18 protein-coding genes are annotated in these 13,327 nt (G+C 67.5%); 9 read left to right on the top strand and 9 right to left on the bottom strand.

The features are described from left to right. Positions 1 to 35: 35 nt before the first annotated feature. Positions 36 to 431, top strand: coding sequence for a universal stress protein (locus EAF64_RS00285; protein ID WP_129066990.1), 396 nt, complete (start codon positions 36 to 38; stop codon positions 429 to 431). Here EAF64_RS00285 and EAF64_RS00280 read toward each other — a convergent pair. Continuing rightward, positions 428 to 1,576, bottom strand: coding sequence for a mechanosensitive ion channel family protein (locus tag EAF64_RS00280; protein WP_129066989.1), 1,149 nt, complete (start codon positions 1,574 to 1,576; stop codon positions 428 to 430). The genes EAF64_RS00285 and EAF64_RS00280 overlap by 4 nt on opposite strands. Before the next feature lie 148 nt (positions 1,577 to 1,724). Here EAF64_RS00280 and EAF64_RS00275 point away from each other — a divergent pair, with 148 nt between their 5' ends. After that, positions 1,725 to 2,072, top strand: coding sequence for a hypothetical protein (locus EAF64_RS00275; protein ID WP_129066988.1), 348 nt, complete (start codon positions 1,725 to 1,727; stop codon positions 2,070 to 2,072). Here EAF64_RS00275 and EAF64_RS00270 read toward each other — a convergent pair. Together EAF64_RS00270 and EAF64_RS00265 are read right to left on the bottom strand one after the other, a co-directional pair. Then, on the bottom strand, positions 2,069 to 2,920 hold the full coding sequence (locus EAF64_RS00270) for a translation initiation factor eIF-2B (protein WP_129066987.1): 852 nt from the start codon (positions 2,918 to 2,920) through the stop codon (positions 2,069 to 2,071). The genes EAF64_RS00275 and EAF64_RS00270 overlap by 4 nt on opposite strands. Positions 2,921 to 3,000: 80 nt before the next feature. Then, positions 3,001 to 3,414 carry a hypothetical protein gene (locus EAF64_RS00265; RefSeq protein ID WP_129066986.1) on the bottom strand — a complete coding sequence of 138 codons (414 nt, stop codon included), beginning with the start codon at positions 3,412 to 3,414 and terminating at the stop codon, positions 3,001 to 3,003. A 98-nt stretch (positions 3,415 to 3,512) separates the two neighbouring features. On the opposite strand from EAF64_RS00265, the gene EAF64_RS00260 reads away from it, so the two are divergent. Continuing rightward, complete coding sequence (locus EAF64_RS00260) at positions 3,513 to 3,863, top strand: hypothetical protein (RefSeq protein WP_129066985.1); 351 nt, start codon at positions 3,513 to 3,515, stop codon at positions 3,861 to 3,863. Here EAF64_RS00260 and EAF64_RS00255 read toward each other — a convergent pair whose 3' ends face one another. Then, complete coding sequence (locus EAF64_RS00255) at positions 3,864 to 4,322, bottom strand: hypothetical protein (protein WP_129066984.1); 459 nt, start codon at positions 4,320 to 4,322, stop codon at positions 3,864 to 3,866. It abuts the gene before it with no gap. A gap of 205 nt (positions 4,323 to 4,527) precedes the next feature. Here EAF64_RS00255 and EAF64_RS00250 point away from each other — a divergent pair, with 205 nt between their 5' ends. Beyond that, positions 4,528 to 4,680, top strand: coding sequence for a DUF1328 domain-containing protein (locus tag EAF64_RS00250; RefSeq protein ID WP_129067877.1), 153 nt, complete (start codon positions 4,528 to 4,530; stop codon positions 4,678 to 4,680). Between the two features lie 58 nt (positions 4,681 to 4,738). Next, entirely contained in the window at positions 4,739 to 5,284 is a 546-nt protein-coding gene (locus tag EAF64_RS00245) for a DUF1684 domain-containing protein (protein WP_129066983.1), read from the top strand. 1 nt (position 5,285) lies between these two features. On the opposite strand, the gene EAF64_RS20680 is transcribed toward EAF64_RS00245, so the two are convergent. The 5 genes from EAF64_RS20680 to EAF64_RS00225 form a co-directional block, all read right to left on the bottom strand. Further along, on the bottom strand, positions 5,286 to 5,450 hold the full coding sequence (locus tag EAF64_RS20680; protein ID WP_193767519.1) for a hypothetical protein: 165 nt from the start codon (positions 5,448 to 5,450) through the stop codon (positions 5,286 to 5,288). A 314-nt stretch (positions 5,451 to 5,764) separates the two neighbouring features. Next, complete coding sequence (locus EAF64_RS00240; RefSeq protein ID WP_129066982.1) at positions 5,765 to 7,228, bottom strand: RtcB family protein; 1,464 nt, start codon at positions 7,226 to 7,228, stop codon at positions 5,765 to 5,767. 48 nt (positions 7,229 to 7,276) lie between these two features. Continuing rightward, on the bottom strand, positions 7,277 to 8,389 hold the full coding sequence (locus tag EAF64_RS00235) for a DoxX family protein (RefSeq protein WP_227738842.1): 1,113 nt from the start codon (positions 8,387 to 8,389) through the stop codon (positions 7,277 to 7,279). Positions 8,390 to 8,431: 42 nt separating this feature from the next. Beyond that, positions 8,432 to 8,845, bottom strand: a complete 414-nt coding sequence (locus EAF64_RS00230) for an archease (protein WP_129066981.1) — start codon at positions 8,843 to 8,845, stop codon at positions 8,432 to 8,434. Then, the gene (locus EAF64_RS00225; RefSeq protein WP_129066980.1) at positions 8,845 to 9,549 is read right to left on the bottom strand and encodes a DUF502 domain-containing protein; all 705 of its coding nucleotides are present in this window, start codon (positions 9,547 to 9,549) and stop codon (positions 8,845 to 8,847) included. The genes EAF64_RS00230 and EAF64_RS00225 overlap by 1 nt, the downstream gene beginning before the upstream one ends. A 109-nt stretch (positions 9,550 to 9,658) precedes the next feature. Between EAF64_RS00225 and EAF64_RS00220 the strand changes: the two genes are divergently transcribed. The 4 genes from EAF64_RS00220 (at position 9,659) to EAF64_RS00205 (ending at position 13,327) form a co-directional block, all read left to right on the top strand. Next, complete coding sequence (locus tag EAF64_RS00220) at positions 9,659 to 10,147, top strand: GNAT family N-acetyltransferase (RefSeq protein WP_129066979.1); 489 nt, start codon at positions 9,659 to 9,661, stop codon at positions 10,145 to 10,147. A gap of 130 nt (positions 10,148 to 10,277) precedes the next feature. Then, positions 10,278 to 11,456 carry a DNA primase small subunit PriS gene (gene priS / locus EAF64_RS00215; protein ID WP_129066978.1) on the top strand — a complete coding sequence of 393 codons (1,179 nt, stop codon included), beginning with the start codon at positions 10,278 to 10,280 and terminating at the stop codon, positions 11,454 to 11,456. A gap of 1 nt (position 11,457) precedes the next feature. Then, the gene (locus EAF64_RS00210; protein WP_129066977.1) at positions 11,458 to 12,468 is read left to right on the top strand and encodes a hypothetical protein; all 1,011 of its coding nucleotides are present in this window, start codon (positions 11,458 to 11,460) and stop codon (positions 12,466 to 12,468) included. Positions 12,469 to 12,565: 97 nt separating this feature from the next. After that, complete coding sequence (locus EAF64_RS00205) at positions 12,566 to 13,327, top strand: ABC transporter ATP-binding protein (protein WP_129066976.1); 762 nt, start codon at positions 12,566 to 12,568, stop codon at positions 13,325 to 13,327.

Below are 13,327 nucleotides of genomic sequence, written 5' to 3'. Positions count from 1 at the left end.
AAGGTTGACACTACGGGCGAGCGTCCCCCCGCACGATGACGCAGGTCGTCGTGCCGGTGCGCTACCCGCTCACCGAGCACTCCAGAGCCACGCTCGGTCGGGCGATCGATATCGCGCGGGAAGAAGCCGCCAGTCTGACAGTGCTTCACGTCAACCTCTACCACAATTCCCGGCGCATCTCCCGGAGCGAACTAAAGGGCGCCGTCGAAGACGCGTTCGACGACCTGCCGGACGTGCGCTACGTCGTGCGGACGGGACTGCTGGTCGAAGAGACGATCCTCGAGGAGGTGGCCGACTCGCGGGCCGACATCGTCGTCATCGGCCGGAAACAGGCCAGCCGGTGGCGACAGATGATCCGGCGGGTCGCCGACGACCCCGACATCGAGCAGTTCCTACAGAACGAACTCGACGCCAAAATCGTCACGGTCTAACCGGCCGGACCGGACCCGCCCGGTTCGTCGGGATCCGTACTCTCGCCGTTCAGCGCGTCCCCAGAGGGGTCTCGCTGGCGTGTGCCGGGTCCGGTCCGTCGCCGCGGGGGACTGACTGCCACGTCCATCTGCCCGCTGGTCTCGTCGAAGACCACGTGCTGGTGGGGATAGGCGATCTCCACGTCCGCGTCTTCGAGCCGCCGCCACACGTTCGTCTGCACCTCCGACTTGGTCGCCAGCAGTTTGTACGGCTCCGCGAGCCAGTACCGGAGCCGCAGGTGGACCCCGTGATCGCCGAACGTCTCGATGTAACAGGTCGGCGCGGCCGGGTACCGGGCGCTTCCCACGCGGATGTCCGGTCCCCCCTCGATCACGCGGTCGACCTCCTTGGCCGCCCGCTCGATCAGGTCCCGGGCCTCGGAGAGGTCACCTTCGTAGGTGACGATCACGTCGAGCGTCTGACGAGTTCGGGGATCCTCTGCGGAGTAGTTGATCACGTCACGGGATCGGATCTCGCCGTTCGGCACCACCACGAACGTGTTGTCCAGCGTCATGATCTTGGTGTACCGGAGGGTGATGTCGTCGACGAACCCGCGTTGCTGGGTGTCGACGATCTCGATCATGTCGCCGATCTCGTAGGGCTGGTCGGCCAGCAGAAAGAACCCGCTGATGATACTTCCCACGATCGGGGCTAGAACGACACCGATGGCCGCCGAGATCACGGCCACGGAGAGCGTGATGTCGCCGAGGCTCACGCCGTAGATCGGGAGGATGGCCAGGACCGCGAAGACGAAGATCGCGATCCGAATCCCACGCAGGACCATCCGGGTGATACTCGGCCGTCTGAACCGTCTGGAGATGCGGCGGCCGAAGACCGCCACCACCAGCCGCGAACCGGCCCAAGCCAGCCCCAGGATCAGCAGGGTCGCGACGACGTCCAGGGCCCACCCCGGGACCGGAAACGGGAGCCACGACGTCGGGAGGAGGTTCTCGACAGACTGGGTCGCTGCCGGGGTCGTCGCGTTCGCGGCCGCTCGCGTCACCTCGACTGTCGTCGCGCCGTCCGGCGCCCCCGTCGGCACCTGTGTCGACGCCTGGGCCACGGCGTCCCCACCCGCTGCTCCGGCATCCAGTGGCCCGCTCATATCTCCCCATCCGGTCCTGCTGACTTAAGTACAGGGTTGTCGTTGGCGCTCGAAAAACAGGTGCAACGGTCGACAACGTGCCCACTGTATGTCACGATTATTCAGTATGCCAACAGGATTTTAGCCGTTCGGCGCGTACCTGTCAGTGATGAGCTCTCCCGACCTTCGTGGGTCGCAGTTACCGGCAGACGGCGGCCGGACGCCCGGCCGCAGAAAGGCCGTGTTGTTCTGCCCGAGCTGCGGCCACGAGAGCCTCGTCGGCGGCGACTGGATCGCCGCCGACGATTATCTGACACGCACCCGACACGTGCGCTGTCCGGAGTGCTCGACGACGATCACGGACCGCCCGCTTCCGACCGACAGTGCCGCCAGCGACACCCCACGGGCCGACACCGTAGTGGCTGGCCCGTTCAGCCGGACGGTCGAGACCGTCGCGCGCCTCTGGCAGCACTCGATGCAACACTGGATGGAGTGGTCACGCCGTGCCGACGCCTAGAACTCCCGGACGCCCTCGTCGGTGACGACCGTATCGAGGAGTCGCGTCGGGGTCGCGTCGTAGGCCGGGTTCTCGACGGTGAACCCCTCCGCCGGTTCCCGCATCACCTCGCTGGGTGAGCGAATCTCGTTCTCGAAGGCGAACCCACCCTCGATGATCTTCGCGCCCGACCCGACGACCGTCATCGGGACGCCGACGTCGCCGGCCGCGGCGGCGATGGGGTAGGTGCCGACTCGGTTGTACAGCGTCTCCTCGACGATGCAGGACATCCCTGTGACCACCCGGTCACAGTCGGCGAGGAAGTGGCCGGCCGCCCCGTCGACGATCAGGTGGGGATCGACGCGGTCGACGCCCGCGAGCACGCGCGCCGTCTTCCGGCCGAGGTACCGTGGTCGCGCCTCGGTGACGTACACGTCCAGATGCTTCCCCTCCTGTGCGGCGAGTTCGATCGCCTCGAGTACCGTCGAGGAGTAGTCGTGGGTGAGGACTGTCATGCCGTCCTCGAAGACTTCCGCGCCGTTTTTCGCCGCCTCGCTCTTGGCGTTCTCGATGCGGTCGACCACGCGGTCGATGGCGTGGGCGAGGATGTCCTGTGCCGCCGTGACCGAATCGGCGTCGGCGTCTTTGACCGCGGCGACGATCTCGCGCTGTGCGTTCTGGAGCGAGGCGTGGGACGGGTTGGCTCGCTTGAGCGCGCTCGCGTTGCGCTCCAGGGTCACGACGAACTCCTCGACCGTCGGGTACTCACCCTCGGTCAACTCCCGGAGGGCGGCGGCAGCCTTCACGGCCACGACCGACGAGGAGTGGGTTTGCATCTGCTCGATCTCCTCGACCGTCTCGTCTATCATACTGGATCCGTCGGTTCCTCGGGGCAAGTACCTTTGCCATCGTGCACGTCTTCGGGTCGACCGTCGTACCCTCGAGCCGGCTACAGCGACCCGGGTCCCGTCACCGAGACGAACCAGCCACCGCGGCCGAGGAACACGGTCGACAGAACCGCACTCGCCAGGAGCGCGACGGCGACCCGACGATCGAACCCGGACCAGAACGCGAGGGTCAGACGGCCCGTGGCCACCCCGTTCGTCGTCCCCAGAAACACGTACTCGACCCCGACCGTGCGCAGCCACTCGGCCGGTTTCTCCCCGCGAACCGCGCCGACGCCGCCCCTCGCCACGAGCCCGGCACCGATCCGCGGAATCCAGGTCCCGACGAGAAGCAGGTTGCTCCCGGTCTGGACCACCCCCACGACCGACCCCAGAACGGGGAGTAGCGCCGCTATCGCGAGTTCCACCCGCGTCACCTTCCAGCCGGGGTACCGTCCAGCAAACTCGCCTGCCGACACGTTCGACGCATCAGCGGACGCTCTCGAATTAGTGTCGGATAGCTAATTCGTTTCGCGGACAGGGTGTGGCCTATATCCTTCCGGCCCCTACGGAGGATATGGTCGACGTGACGTATCACTGCCCGTACTGCGGGGCGGTGACCGGTGTCGAGCGCGAGGGGTATCTCGACGACGACTGTGTGACCCGGGAACCCCTCGACGGCTGGGAGTACGGGAGCACGACCGACGACGTGGCCGACCGGGAGGCCGCGGACGGCATCGAGTTCGTCTGTCTCGGCGACGCGGGCGAGGGAACAGCGGTCGGCCCTGGGGGTGCGAACGACCCCGATCCCGAAAAGGACGGCTGTGGCCGAACCTTCTACCTCAGCTTCCGCAAGTCCGAGGGCGGCGAGCGCGTGGAACACCGCACGCCCGACATCGACCCGCCGCGGTTCGACTTCCGCCCCTGATCAGGTCGAGTCGGCCGACTGACCGGCCCCGTCGCCGCCTGCGCTCGCACGCGCCAGCGCCCGATCCGCGTACCAGACGACGGCGAAATCCTGCGGGCTGGGAAGCGCACAGCCGAGCCAGCCGATCAGCGCCGCCTGCACGGCGAGCGGGCCACTCTCGTAGGGGTCCGGGAGCAGTCCCGCCAACGCGAGTGCCAGCGGCGTCGCCAGGGTCAGCGGTGCGAGCGCGGCACATCTGAGCGCCATCGGCGAGGCAGTCCCGTCGACCTGTGGTGTCACGGAGGCGAAGGCACTGCGGGGTCGCAACCAACCGCGTCCTCGGTTCGGCCACCACCGTATCTCACAGCGGTACCCACCAGCCCACAGGGCGATTGCGTGTGACAGTTCGTGTGCGGCCGTGCCGACCGCGACCGACCCACTCAGCGCCAGCGCGGCGACGATCAGTTCGACGGGCGTCATGCTCGACTCTACGACTCGCCTCGCCCCTGCCAGTATCAACTTACTGGTCGCTCGGATTTCCGAAAAGCACCACGCACACGCAGGCCGCAGTCTCACCGTCGCCGACCGACTACCCGAGGAGTGCTATGTCGAAGAGCCTGACACCACTCGTGATCGACACCCGACAGAACCGATCCCGCGTTCCCGGAGGCCGGTAGCCGTGGCGATACTCGAACTCGCGATCGGGTTTTTCGTCCTGGCGCTGGTAGCCGGTATCCTCGGTGCCGGTGGCGTCGCCGGCCTCTCCATGGACATCGCGAAGTGGCTGATCGTCGCGTTCGTCGTCCTCGCGATCCTGTCGCTGGTCTGGCCCGGCTGACCGGCCGGGCGTCCCCGCGAGCCGCCGGACTGAAACCCGCCGGCACAGTATCGTGGGTATGACCGACGACACCGACGACTGGGTCGAGCGTCTCCGGGCCAACCGCGAGGAGAAAGACCGATTCTTCGCCGAGCATCGCCAGTCACCGATCCCGCCCGCGGAGCGGGACGGGTTCGACGGCCTCGAGTACTACCCGCCCGACCCCGACTACCGGGTCACGGCGACGGTCACCGTCCACGACGAACCGGAACCGGTCGAGATGGACACGACCGAGGGCCGGACGGTCCGGTACCTGCGGATCGTCACCTTCGCGTTCGATCTTGACGGCGAGACCTACACACTCCACGGCTACCGACAGGAGCACGAGGACGGGGGGATCTTCGTCCCGATCCGCGACAAGACGACGGGGCAGTCGAGCTACGAGCACGGCCGGTACATGGAACTGGAACCCGACCGCGCGCTGACAGACGGTGACGAGGTCACGCTCGATTTCAACCTGGCGTACTCCCCGTTCTGTGCGTTCAGCGAGACGTTCGATTGCCCGCTCCCACCAGAAGAGAACTGGCTCGAGACGACCGTCGAGGCCGGCGAGCGCGCCCCCTGAACTACTCCTCGACGGTCAGGTCGCCTTCCTCGACGTGATACCTGAAGATTTCCACCCGCTGTGCGGCCTCCCTGATGTGATATTTGGCGGACTCCTCGTCCGCCTCCGACAGGGCCTCGTCCAGTGAATTTTTGATACGTTCGAGCTCCCGCGATGCTGAGACCATCGTGCCGACTGAAGTTACTCTCAGACAACACATAACTTCTCCGTTTCCAGCAGTTTATCCTTCGGGTGGCCGGATTCCCGGAGGGACGGGGCCGACCCGTCGCCGTCTCCGGACGGACTTCACGGAAGTCGCGTCGTGTCTGACCACCGTCCGGTCCGATCGGCCCCGGACTCGGCCTGGCCATCGTCGAGAGTATCGCCGACGCCCACGGCTGCTCGATCCGCGTCGCGGACCCTATCGGGTCCGGTGGCACTCGCTTCGAGGTGGCCGGCAGCGAGACCGTTCGATCCCCCGAAGTCCGCCACTGTCGGTGACTACCCCTTGATGTTACAGACCGGGTAGGTGCGAGCCACTTTGTCGCCGATGCCCAGCGCGTCAGACACCCGGACCACTTCGTCGACGTCCTTGTAGACGCCCGGTGCCTCCTCGGCGATGGTCGCGCCCGACTGGGCCTTGACGTAGATCTCGTTCTGTTCGCGGAGGTCGTCGCGCACGTCCTCGCCCCAGAACTCGTTTTTCGCCTGCGTGCGGCTCATCAGCCGACCCGCGCCGTGGGCCGTCGAGCCGAACGTCTCCTCGAGGGAGCGCTCGCCGCCACGGAGGACGTAACTGCCCGCGCCCATGCTCCCGGGGATGATGATCGGCTGACCCACGTCACCGTAGGCCGCCGGGACTTCCGGCCGGCCCGCCGGGAACGCCCGCGTCGCGCCCTTCCGGTGGACGAACAGTTCGCGCTCCTCCCCGCCCTCCACCGTGTGGACCTCCTTCTTGCCGATGTTGTGGGCCACGTCGTACAGCAGGTCCATCTCCATCGCCTGCCAGTCCCGGTCGAAGACGCGCTCGAACACCTGCCGCGTCCGGTGCATGATGAGCTGGCGGTTGACCCACGCGAAGTTGATCGCCGCACACATCGCCTCGTAGTAGTCCTCGGCCAACTGGGACCCGGCGGGCGCGGCCGCGAGTTCCTTGTCGGGCAACTGGTTCAGCATGCCCTGGTGGGCCTGCTCGATGTCGCGCAGGTAGTCCGTACAGACTTGGTGGCCCAGGCCGCGCGACCCACAGTGGATGAGGACGACGATCTGGTCCTCCTCCAGGCCGAACGCCTCGCCCACGTCCTCCCGGAACACGTCGGTGACTCGCTGGACTTCGAGGAAGTGGTTGCCCGACCCCAGCGAGCCGACCTGGTTGGCCCCGCGGTCCTTGGCCTTCTTCGAGACCTTCTGGGCGTTGGCTTCCGGTCTGTAGCCTTCGTCCTCGCAGTGAGCCAGGTCGTCCTCGACGGCCCAGCCCTCTTCGAGCGCCCAGTCCATCCCGCGTTCGAGGATCGCCTCGATCCCGTCGCCGTCGACCTGCACGACGCCACCCCCACCGAGACCCGACGGAACGTTGCTGAACAGGTTCTCGACGAGTTCTTCCTCGCGGCCCTGGAGGTCAGTGTACGACAGATTAGTTGTCATCATTCTGACGCCGCAATTGATGTCGTAGCCGATCGCTCCCGGGGAAATACAGCCGTCCTCGGCGTCGATGCCCGCGACGCCGCCGACGGGGAAGCCGTACCCCTGGTGGCCGTCGGGCATGCAGATGGCGTGTTTGCGGACGCCGGGGAGGTGCGCGGAGTTCTTCAACTGCTGGAGGGCCTTGTCCTGCTGGATCTCCTCCAGCAGGGCCTCGCTGGCCAGGACGCGCGCGGGGGCGTTCATCCCGCCTTCCTGTGGGATCTCCCAGACGTAGTCCCGTACCTTTTCGAGGGTGATGCCGTCGGCGTCGAAGGTAGTCATGTGTGAGGGTGCGACGCCGACGGCGGAATATATTTCGACTGTCCCGCGTCAGTCGTCCGCGACCTCCCGCTCGCCCAGCGAGGGACGGCCGGCCTCCGAGTCGGCGTCGGCCAGCACGCGGTCGAGTGCGAGCGGCCCGCTCCCCATCGTGAACACGGCCGAGGCCAGGCCGAACATCGTGATGTGGGCGAGGATCGGGTCGTCCGGGATGCCGAAGAGGGTGAGGGTGAAGACGACGAACGCGGCCGCGGCGACGCCCCGGGTCAACAGCCCGGCGATCAGGAGGACGCCGAGTGCGATCTCCGCGAGGCCAGCACCCAGGACCCACGCGCCCGGATCGACCGGGATCACGGCCGTCAGGTCGTACTTCGCCACGACGCCGAGGGTGCGCGCCGGCTGGAGGAGCTTCTCGACCAGCCCCAGGTAGACGAACACGACGCCGAGTCCGACCCGGATCACCGTCGGCGCGTAGCGGGTGTACGGTTCGATCGAAGCCCGGAACCGGCCGGCGATCCGGTGGACGGGATCGATCCGGCCGTAGTAAGTCCCCGACGCGCTCGCGATGGCACCCAGCATGTGGTCGGCGCTAGGTCGCCCGCCGCCGACGAGGACGATGGCCAGCAGTCCCGGTACGTACTCCATGGCCAGCAGGAGTTCGGGCCAGCGGGCCAGGCCCGCGAGGTAGGCCACGAGTCCGAGGGCCGCCACCGCGCGCGTCGCCAGGCCGAACAGCAACAGGAAGCCAAGGCCGAGCAGGAGGAGGCGGGGCTGGCCGTCGACGGCCGGACTGAAGTAGTAGCCCGCGAAGCCCGCACCGACCAGCGGCAGGCCCATGCTGAGCCGGAGCATCCACGGGACCAGGTCGTCGTACTCCGCGAGCGTCTGACGGAGCACGTCCAGGTCGGGGATCGTCGGTCGCGCCCAGACGTAGCCTACGAGGGCCACCGTACCGAGCAGTGCCGTCCCACCGAACAGGACGGCGTTGGCCGGTTCCGAGAGGACCTGCACCGCGAACTCGACGGGATCGGTCGGGCGACCGTCCCCCTCGGCCACGTACCTGACGTGCGCCCGGGCAGGGCGGCTCGCGAGGACTGTCAGACAGAGCGCGCTACAGAACGCGAGCGTCCCGGACAGGAGCGGGGAGCGTGTTCCGGAGGTCACACCAGCCCTAGGGGATCGGACGTGGTAAACCTCGCCATCGGCTTAGACGTCGAAGACTACGTAGGCACGCCAGCCGTCGGCCGTCGCTTCGAGAGCCATCTCGGAGTAGGTGACGGCCTTCACGTCGCGGGCGTCGACCGCCGACAGCCGGACGCCACGGGCCGACGCCTCGCAGGTCCACGTTCCGTCTCCCGTCTCCGCCACAGTCGCCTGGTGTTCGACCGGGAGGACGCCGCGCACGTCGCGCTCGTATATCAACTCGTCCAGATAGTCGAACAACAGTGCCTCCCGGTTCTCGGCCCGCACGTCGAGGTCGAACCGCTCGCCGTCGTCGGGGATCTCGTCACACATCGCGGCGGCGAGGCCGTCGGCGACGGCCCCGAACACGGCATCGAGGGTGGCACCGGTCGCCTCGACGGCCACGTCCGCAGTGTGTTCGCGGAGTTCGTACCCCATCACTCGGCCCCCGTCGCGGTCCCCATTTGGGTCGTCTCTTCGGTTTCCTCGACGGCGACGCCGCTGGTCACGATGGACTGGAGCCCCTCCTCGACGCTCATGTCCACGTCGAACACCCGGTCGTTCGGGACGTGGATGACGTGCCCGCCCATCACGGGGTTGGGGGCCATCGGCAGGTACAGCGTCGTCATGGCGTCGTTCTCGGTCGCAGTCTCGATGACGTCCGGCGTGTCCGCGGTGACGAACGCGACCGCGTAGGAGTCCCGATCGGGAAATTCCACGAGCTTCACCTCCTGGAAACTCTCCGTCTCGCTGTTCATGAGGAGTTCGCTCATCTCGTCGACGCTCCGGTACAGCGATCCGACGCCGGGGATGCGGGACACGACCTGGGTGACCGTCTCGTCGATGGAGCCGTTGGCCGGATGCTGCTCGGCGACGAGACCGACGACGAGAATCGAGACGAGGACCACACCGATCACGACACCCTCGGCCACGACCTCGGGGAGTTGCTCGGTTCCGAACGCCGCGTCGACGACGCCGACGAAGGGATTGACCGTGTTGGTGAGGAAGTTGACTGCGAACCCCAGTACGAGCAGCGTCACGATCAGCGGAATCGTCACGGCGAAACCGGTAAGAAAGGCGCTCCTGAGACGTTGACGCGGGTTTACCCGCTCGATCCCGTCGACCTCTGGAGACAGCCGCATACCAGACCCGACGACGCTGTGCCGAAAAACGGTTGTGGCTGGGATGGTCCTTCTCCGAGGCGCGGCGTTGCCGGTGGAATTATAGTGGTCTACACGCAACACGGGGGTAGTGAGCGCCACAGTCGAGAGCCGGGTCGTGGACGCCGGGGACGACGCCTACGTGGACGACGCTTGGGCGCTGAAAGAGTCCATTCGACAGGAGGAAGGGGTCCTCCGCCAGCGCCGTGGCTTCTTCAGGGACGCCTATCGGCGGTCGACTGTCTACCTCTTCCTCGAGAGCGGTCCCGTCGACACCGAACGGCTGGTCGGCTTCGCCGCCGTCCGCCGCGACGGGTACATCCTCTTCCTGGCCGTCGCCGACGGCTACCGTGGCGAAGGCTTCGGCGAACGTCTGATCGCCCGCGTCGCCGACGACCACTCGTCGGTCACCTGCCACGCCCGGACCACCAACGAACCCGCGATCGGTTTCTACCGTCACCTCGGTTTCGAGGTCAAACGGCGCATCGACAACTACTACGAAGACGGCGGCGACGCCTACTACCTCAAACTCGGCACCGGCGGCGGGATCACCGAGCGGTTGCAGAAACTCCTGCGCTGAGTCAGTCGAGTCGTGGGAGCTCGTCGTTCAGCTCCCCATGGATCACGTCCCGGCCGAACAGGCCGCCCGCGACTGGTCGTCCTCCGGAAGGGAACCCTTTTCTCGGACTGTTGACTATGGAGGTGATAGCATGGAGGAGCGAACCCGCGCGTATCTCCGGGGCCGGTTCGGCGACTACTACCGCCGGGCCGAGATCACGCCGCCGCCCGACGCCAACGAGCGCGAGTGGGGGTACATTCCCTGGACCTCGGGGCCGGGGACGACGATGGTCCGTCACAAGTCGCTGCTGGACCTGGGCGACATCGAGGGGTTCCTCGAACGCGAGCGCCCGCGCCACGTCTACTTCTCGGCGGGCCGCTACGACGACCCCAGCGCGGGGTCGATGAGCGAGAAGCACTGGCGCACCTCGGATCTGGTCTTCGACCTGGACGCCGACCACCTCCCGTCGGTGACGCTCGGCGAAGACTCCTACGCCGAGATGCTGGCAAAGTGCAAGGACGCTCTGTTGCGCCTGCTGGACTTCCTGGAGGACGACTTCGGCTTCGAGGAAATGACGATCGCGTTCTCGGGCGGGCGGGGCTACCACGTCCACGTCCGCGATCCGGGCATCCAAGAACTCGAACGGGAAGCACGGCGGGAAGTGGTGGACTACGTTCGCGGGATGGGCATGGAGTTCGACGCCGTGATCGACGAGGAGGCGGTCGGCGGCGAGGTCGGGCGGAAGAGTCCGGCCCACAACGAGTACCTGCCGACCGACGGCGGGTGGGGTCGACGGATTCACGAGCGCCTGCTCGCCGAGTTCGAGCAGATCAAATCGCTGGACGAGGACGCGGCCGTCGAGCGCCTCCAGGAGTACGACGGCGTGGGCGAGAAGAAGGCTCGCGCGGCCTGGAATATCGCCCAGGATCGGTTCGTCGAGATCGAGCGGGGCAACCTCTCGGCCCACCCCGTCGTCAAGAACTTCGCCGAGCGCATCGCCGCGTCGGTCGTCGAGGAAGACGATGCGCCCATCGACGAGCCGGTGACGACGGACACGAACCGGCTGATTCGCCTCCCCGGAACGCTCCACGGGGGGAGCGGACTGGCGGTCAGACGGATCGACCGCGACGCGGTCGACGACTTCGACCCGCTGGTCGACGCGGTACCCGACACCTTCGTGGGCCACGAAATCGCGGTGGAAGTGACAGACGGCGGGCTGATCGAACTCCTGGGCGATAGTTTTACACTCTCGGAGGGAGAGCATACCGTTCCAGAGCACGTCGGCGTGTTCCTCATGGCCCGGGGGCGCGCCGAGAAGGGGCCGGAATAGCATGAACCTCGACGAACTCCAGTCGGTCAGGGACCGAGAGCGACAGAGCGACAGCCTCCAGCAGTTGCGCGACTCCTTCTACGCGGACGCGGGCGAGCTGATCCAGGAACTGCGCGAGGAGCGGGACCTGGCCGCCGAGCGGGCCGACGACCCCTTCGACGATCCGGAAGTCAACCGGATCACCGACAACATCAACACGGCCGAGCAAACTGTGGAGGCTATCTACGAACGCCGCGTCGGCAAACTCGTCAAGATGGCCTCCTTCGCCGCGGCGGACATGCCCACCGAGGACGAGGGACTGACCGCCGAGGAGCGCGAACTGTTCGAGAGTATGGTCGCGTCCATCGAGAACAACCGCGACCGGGTGTTCGCCATCCTCGACGGCGAGGACCCCGCCGCCCTCGACACGCCGGACGTGACGGCGGACACGACACCCGACGACGGGGAGACTGGGACTCCCGAGCCGCCGAGGGCCGACGCGACGGACGCGACGGACCCGCCGGAACCGTCCCCCGAGCCGGACCGGTCGACCAGCGTCGACGCCGCGGACCTGATGGGCAGCGGCGAGGACGCGCCGACGGCCGGCGCACCCGGATCGGCGGGGTCGGCGGACTCGTCGGACTCCGACCGGCCCGTGCCGCCACAGGAACCGCCAGCGTCCGGCGAGTCGGACGACGCGGGCGACGTCGAGACGGATGCGATCGAGGCCGACACGCCGAGTCCCTCGAGCGCCCCCGGCGGAGCTGACGGGACGACAGCGTCCGACCCGGCGGGAGACGACGCCGCCGAACCGACGCCCGACCCGCGTTCGGACGGCGGGGCGAAAGCGGGGTCGGGCGGGGAGGGATCCAGTATCGACCGCCGGACGGTCCGGATCACGCGCGACGTGGGCGAGATCCTCGGCATCGACGAACGGGCCTACGACCTGGCCAGCGAGGACGTGGTGACGCTCCCAGCAGCCAACGCCGAACCCCTCGTGGAACGCGACGCCGCGGAACCGCTGGATCGGTGAGTGAGTCGAACCGTTCGACGCTCCCACGTTCCGGGCGGTATCGGCGTGGTGTGGTCTCCGGACGATTGATACCGCTGGAGGCTGTCAGTGACGGGCAATGCCCGCCGCCATCGAGACGGAGGCGCTGACGAAGACATACGGTGACGTGACGGCCCTGTCGGGGCTGGACCTCTCGATCCCGCAGGGCACCGTCTACGGCTTTCTCGGCCCGAACGGTGCGGGAAAGACCACTACTATGCGGATCCTGACGACGCTGACCGATCCCAGCGGCGGTGACGCCTGGATCGAGGGCGACCACGTCGCCGACCGGGACGCCGTCGTGGACCACGTGGGCTACCTCCCCGAACAACCGCCGGTCTACGACGAGTTGACCGCCCGGGAACAGCTCTCCTATCTCGCGGACCTGCGCGACCTCGGTGCGTCCGCCCGCGACCGGATCGACCCCCTGCTGGAGCGGTTCGAGCTGCTCGGTGACGCCGACGAGCCGATCCGGACCTACTCGAAGGGGATGCGACAGAAGACGGCGCTCGCCGGGACTGTCCTGGGCGACCCCGACGTGCTCTTTCTGGACGAACCGACCAGCGGGCTCGATCCGCGGGCCGCCCGCACGGTCAGGGACCTGCTCGCGGAACTCGCGGCCCAGGGGCGGACGGTCTTTCTCTCGACGCACGTCCTCCCGGTCGTCGAGGAACTGGCCGACAGCGTGGGCGTCCTCAACGAGGGGCGACTCGTCGCCCAGGGGACGCCGACGGAACTGGAACACCGGGCCGAGACCGGCACAGAACGGGGACTGGAGGACGCGTTCCTCGACCTGACGGCCGAACTCGGGCACCCGGGCGAGGCCGTCCTGGAGGACTGA

The organism is Halorientalis pallida (assembly GCF_004118325.1).
GTDB classification, from domain to species: domain Archaea; phylum Halobacteriota; class Halobacteria; order Halobacteriales; family Haloarculaceae; genus Halorientalis; species Halorientalis pallida.
The sequence above is the reverse complement of the archived record's forward strand: the minus strand, read 5'-3'. Positions and strand labels throughout refer to the sequence as shown.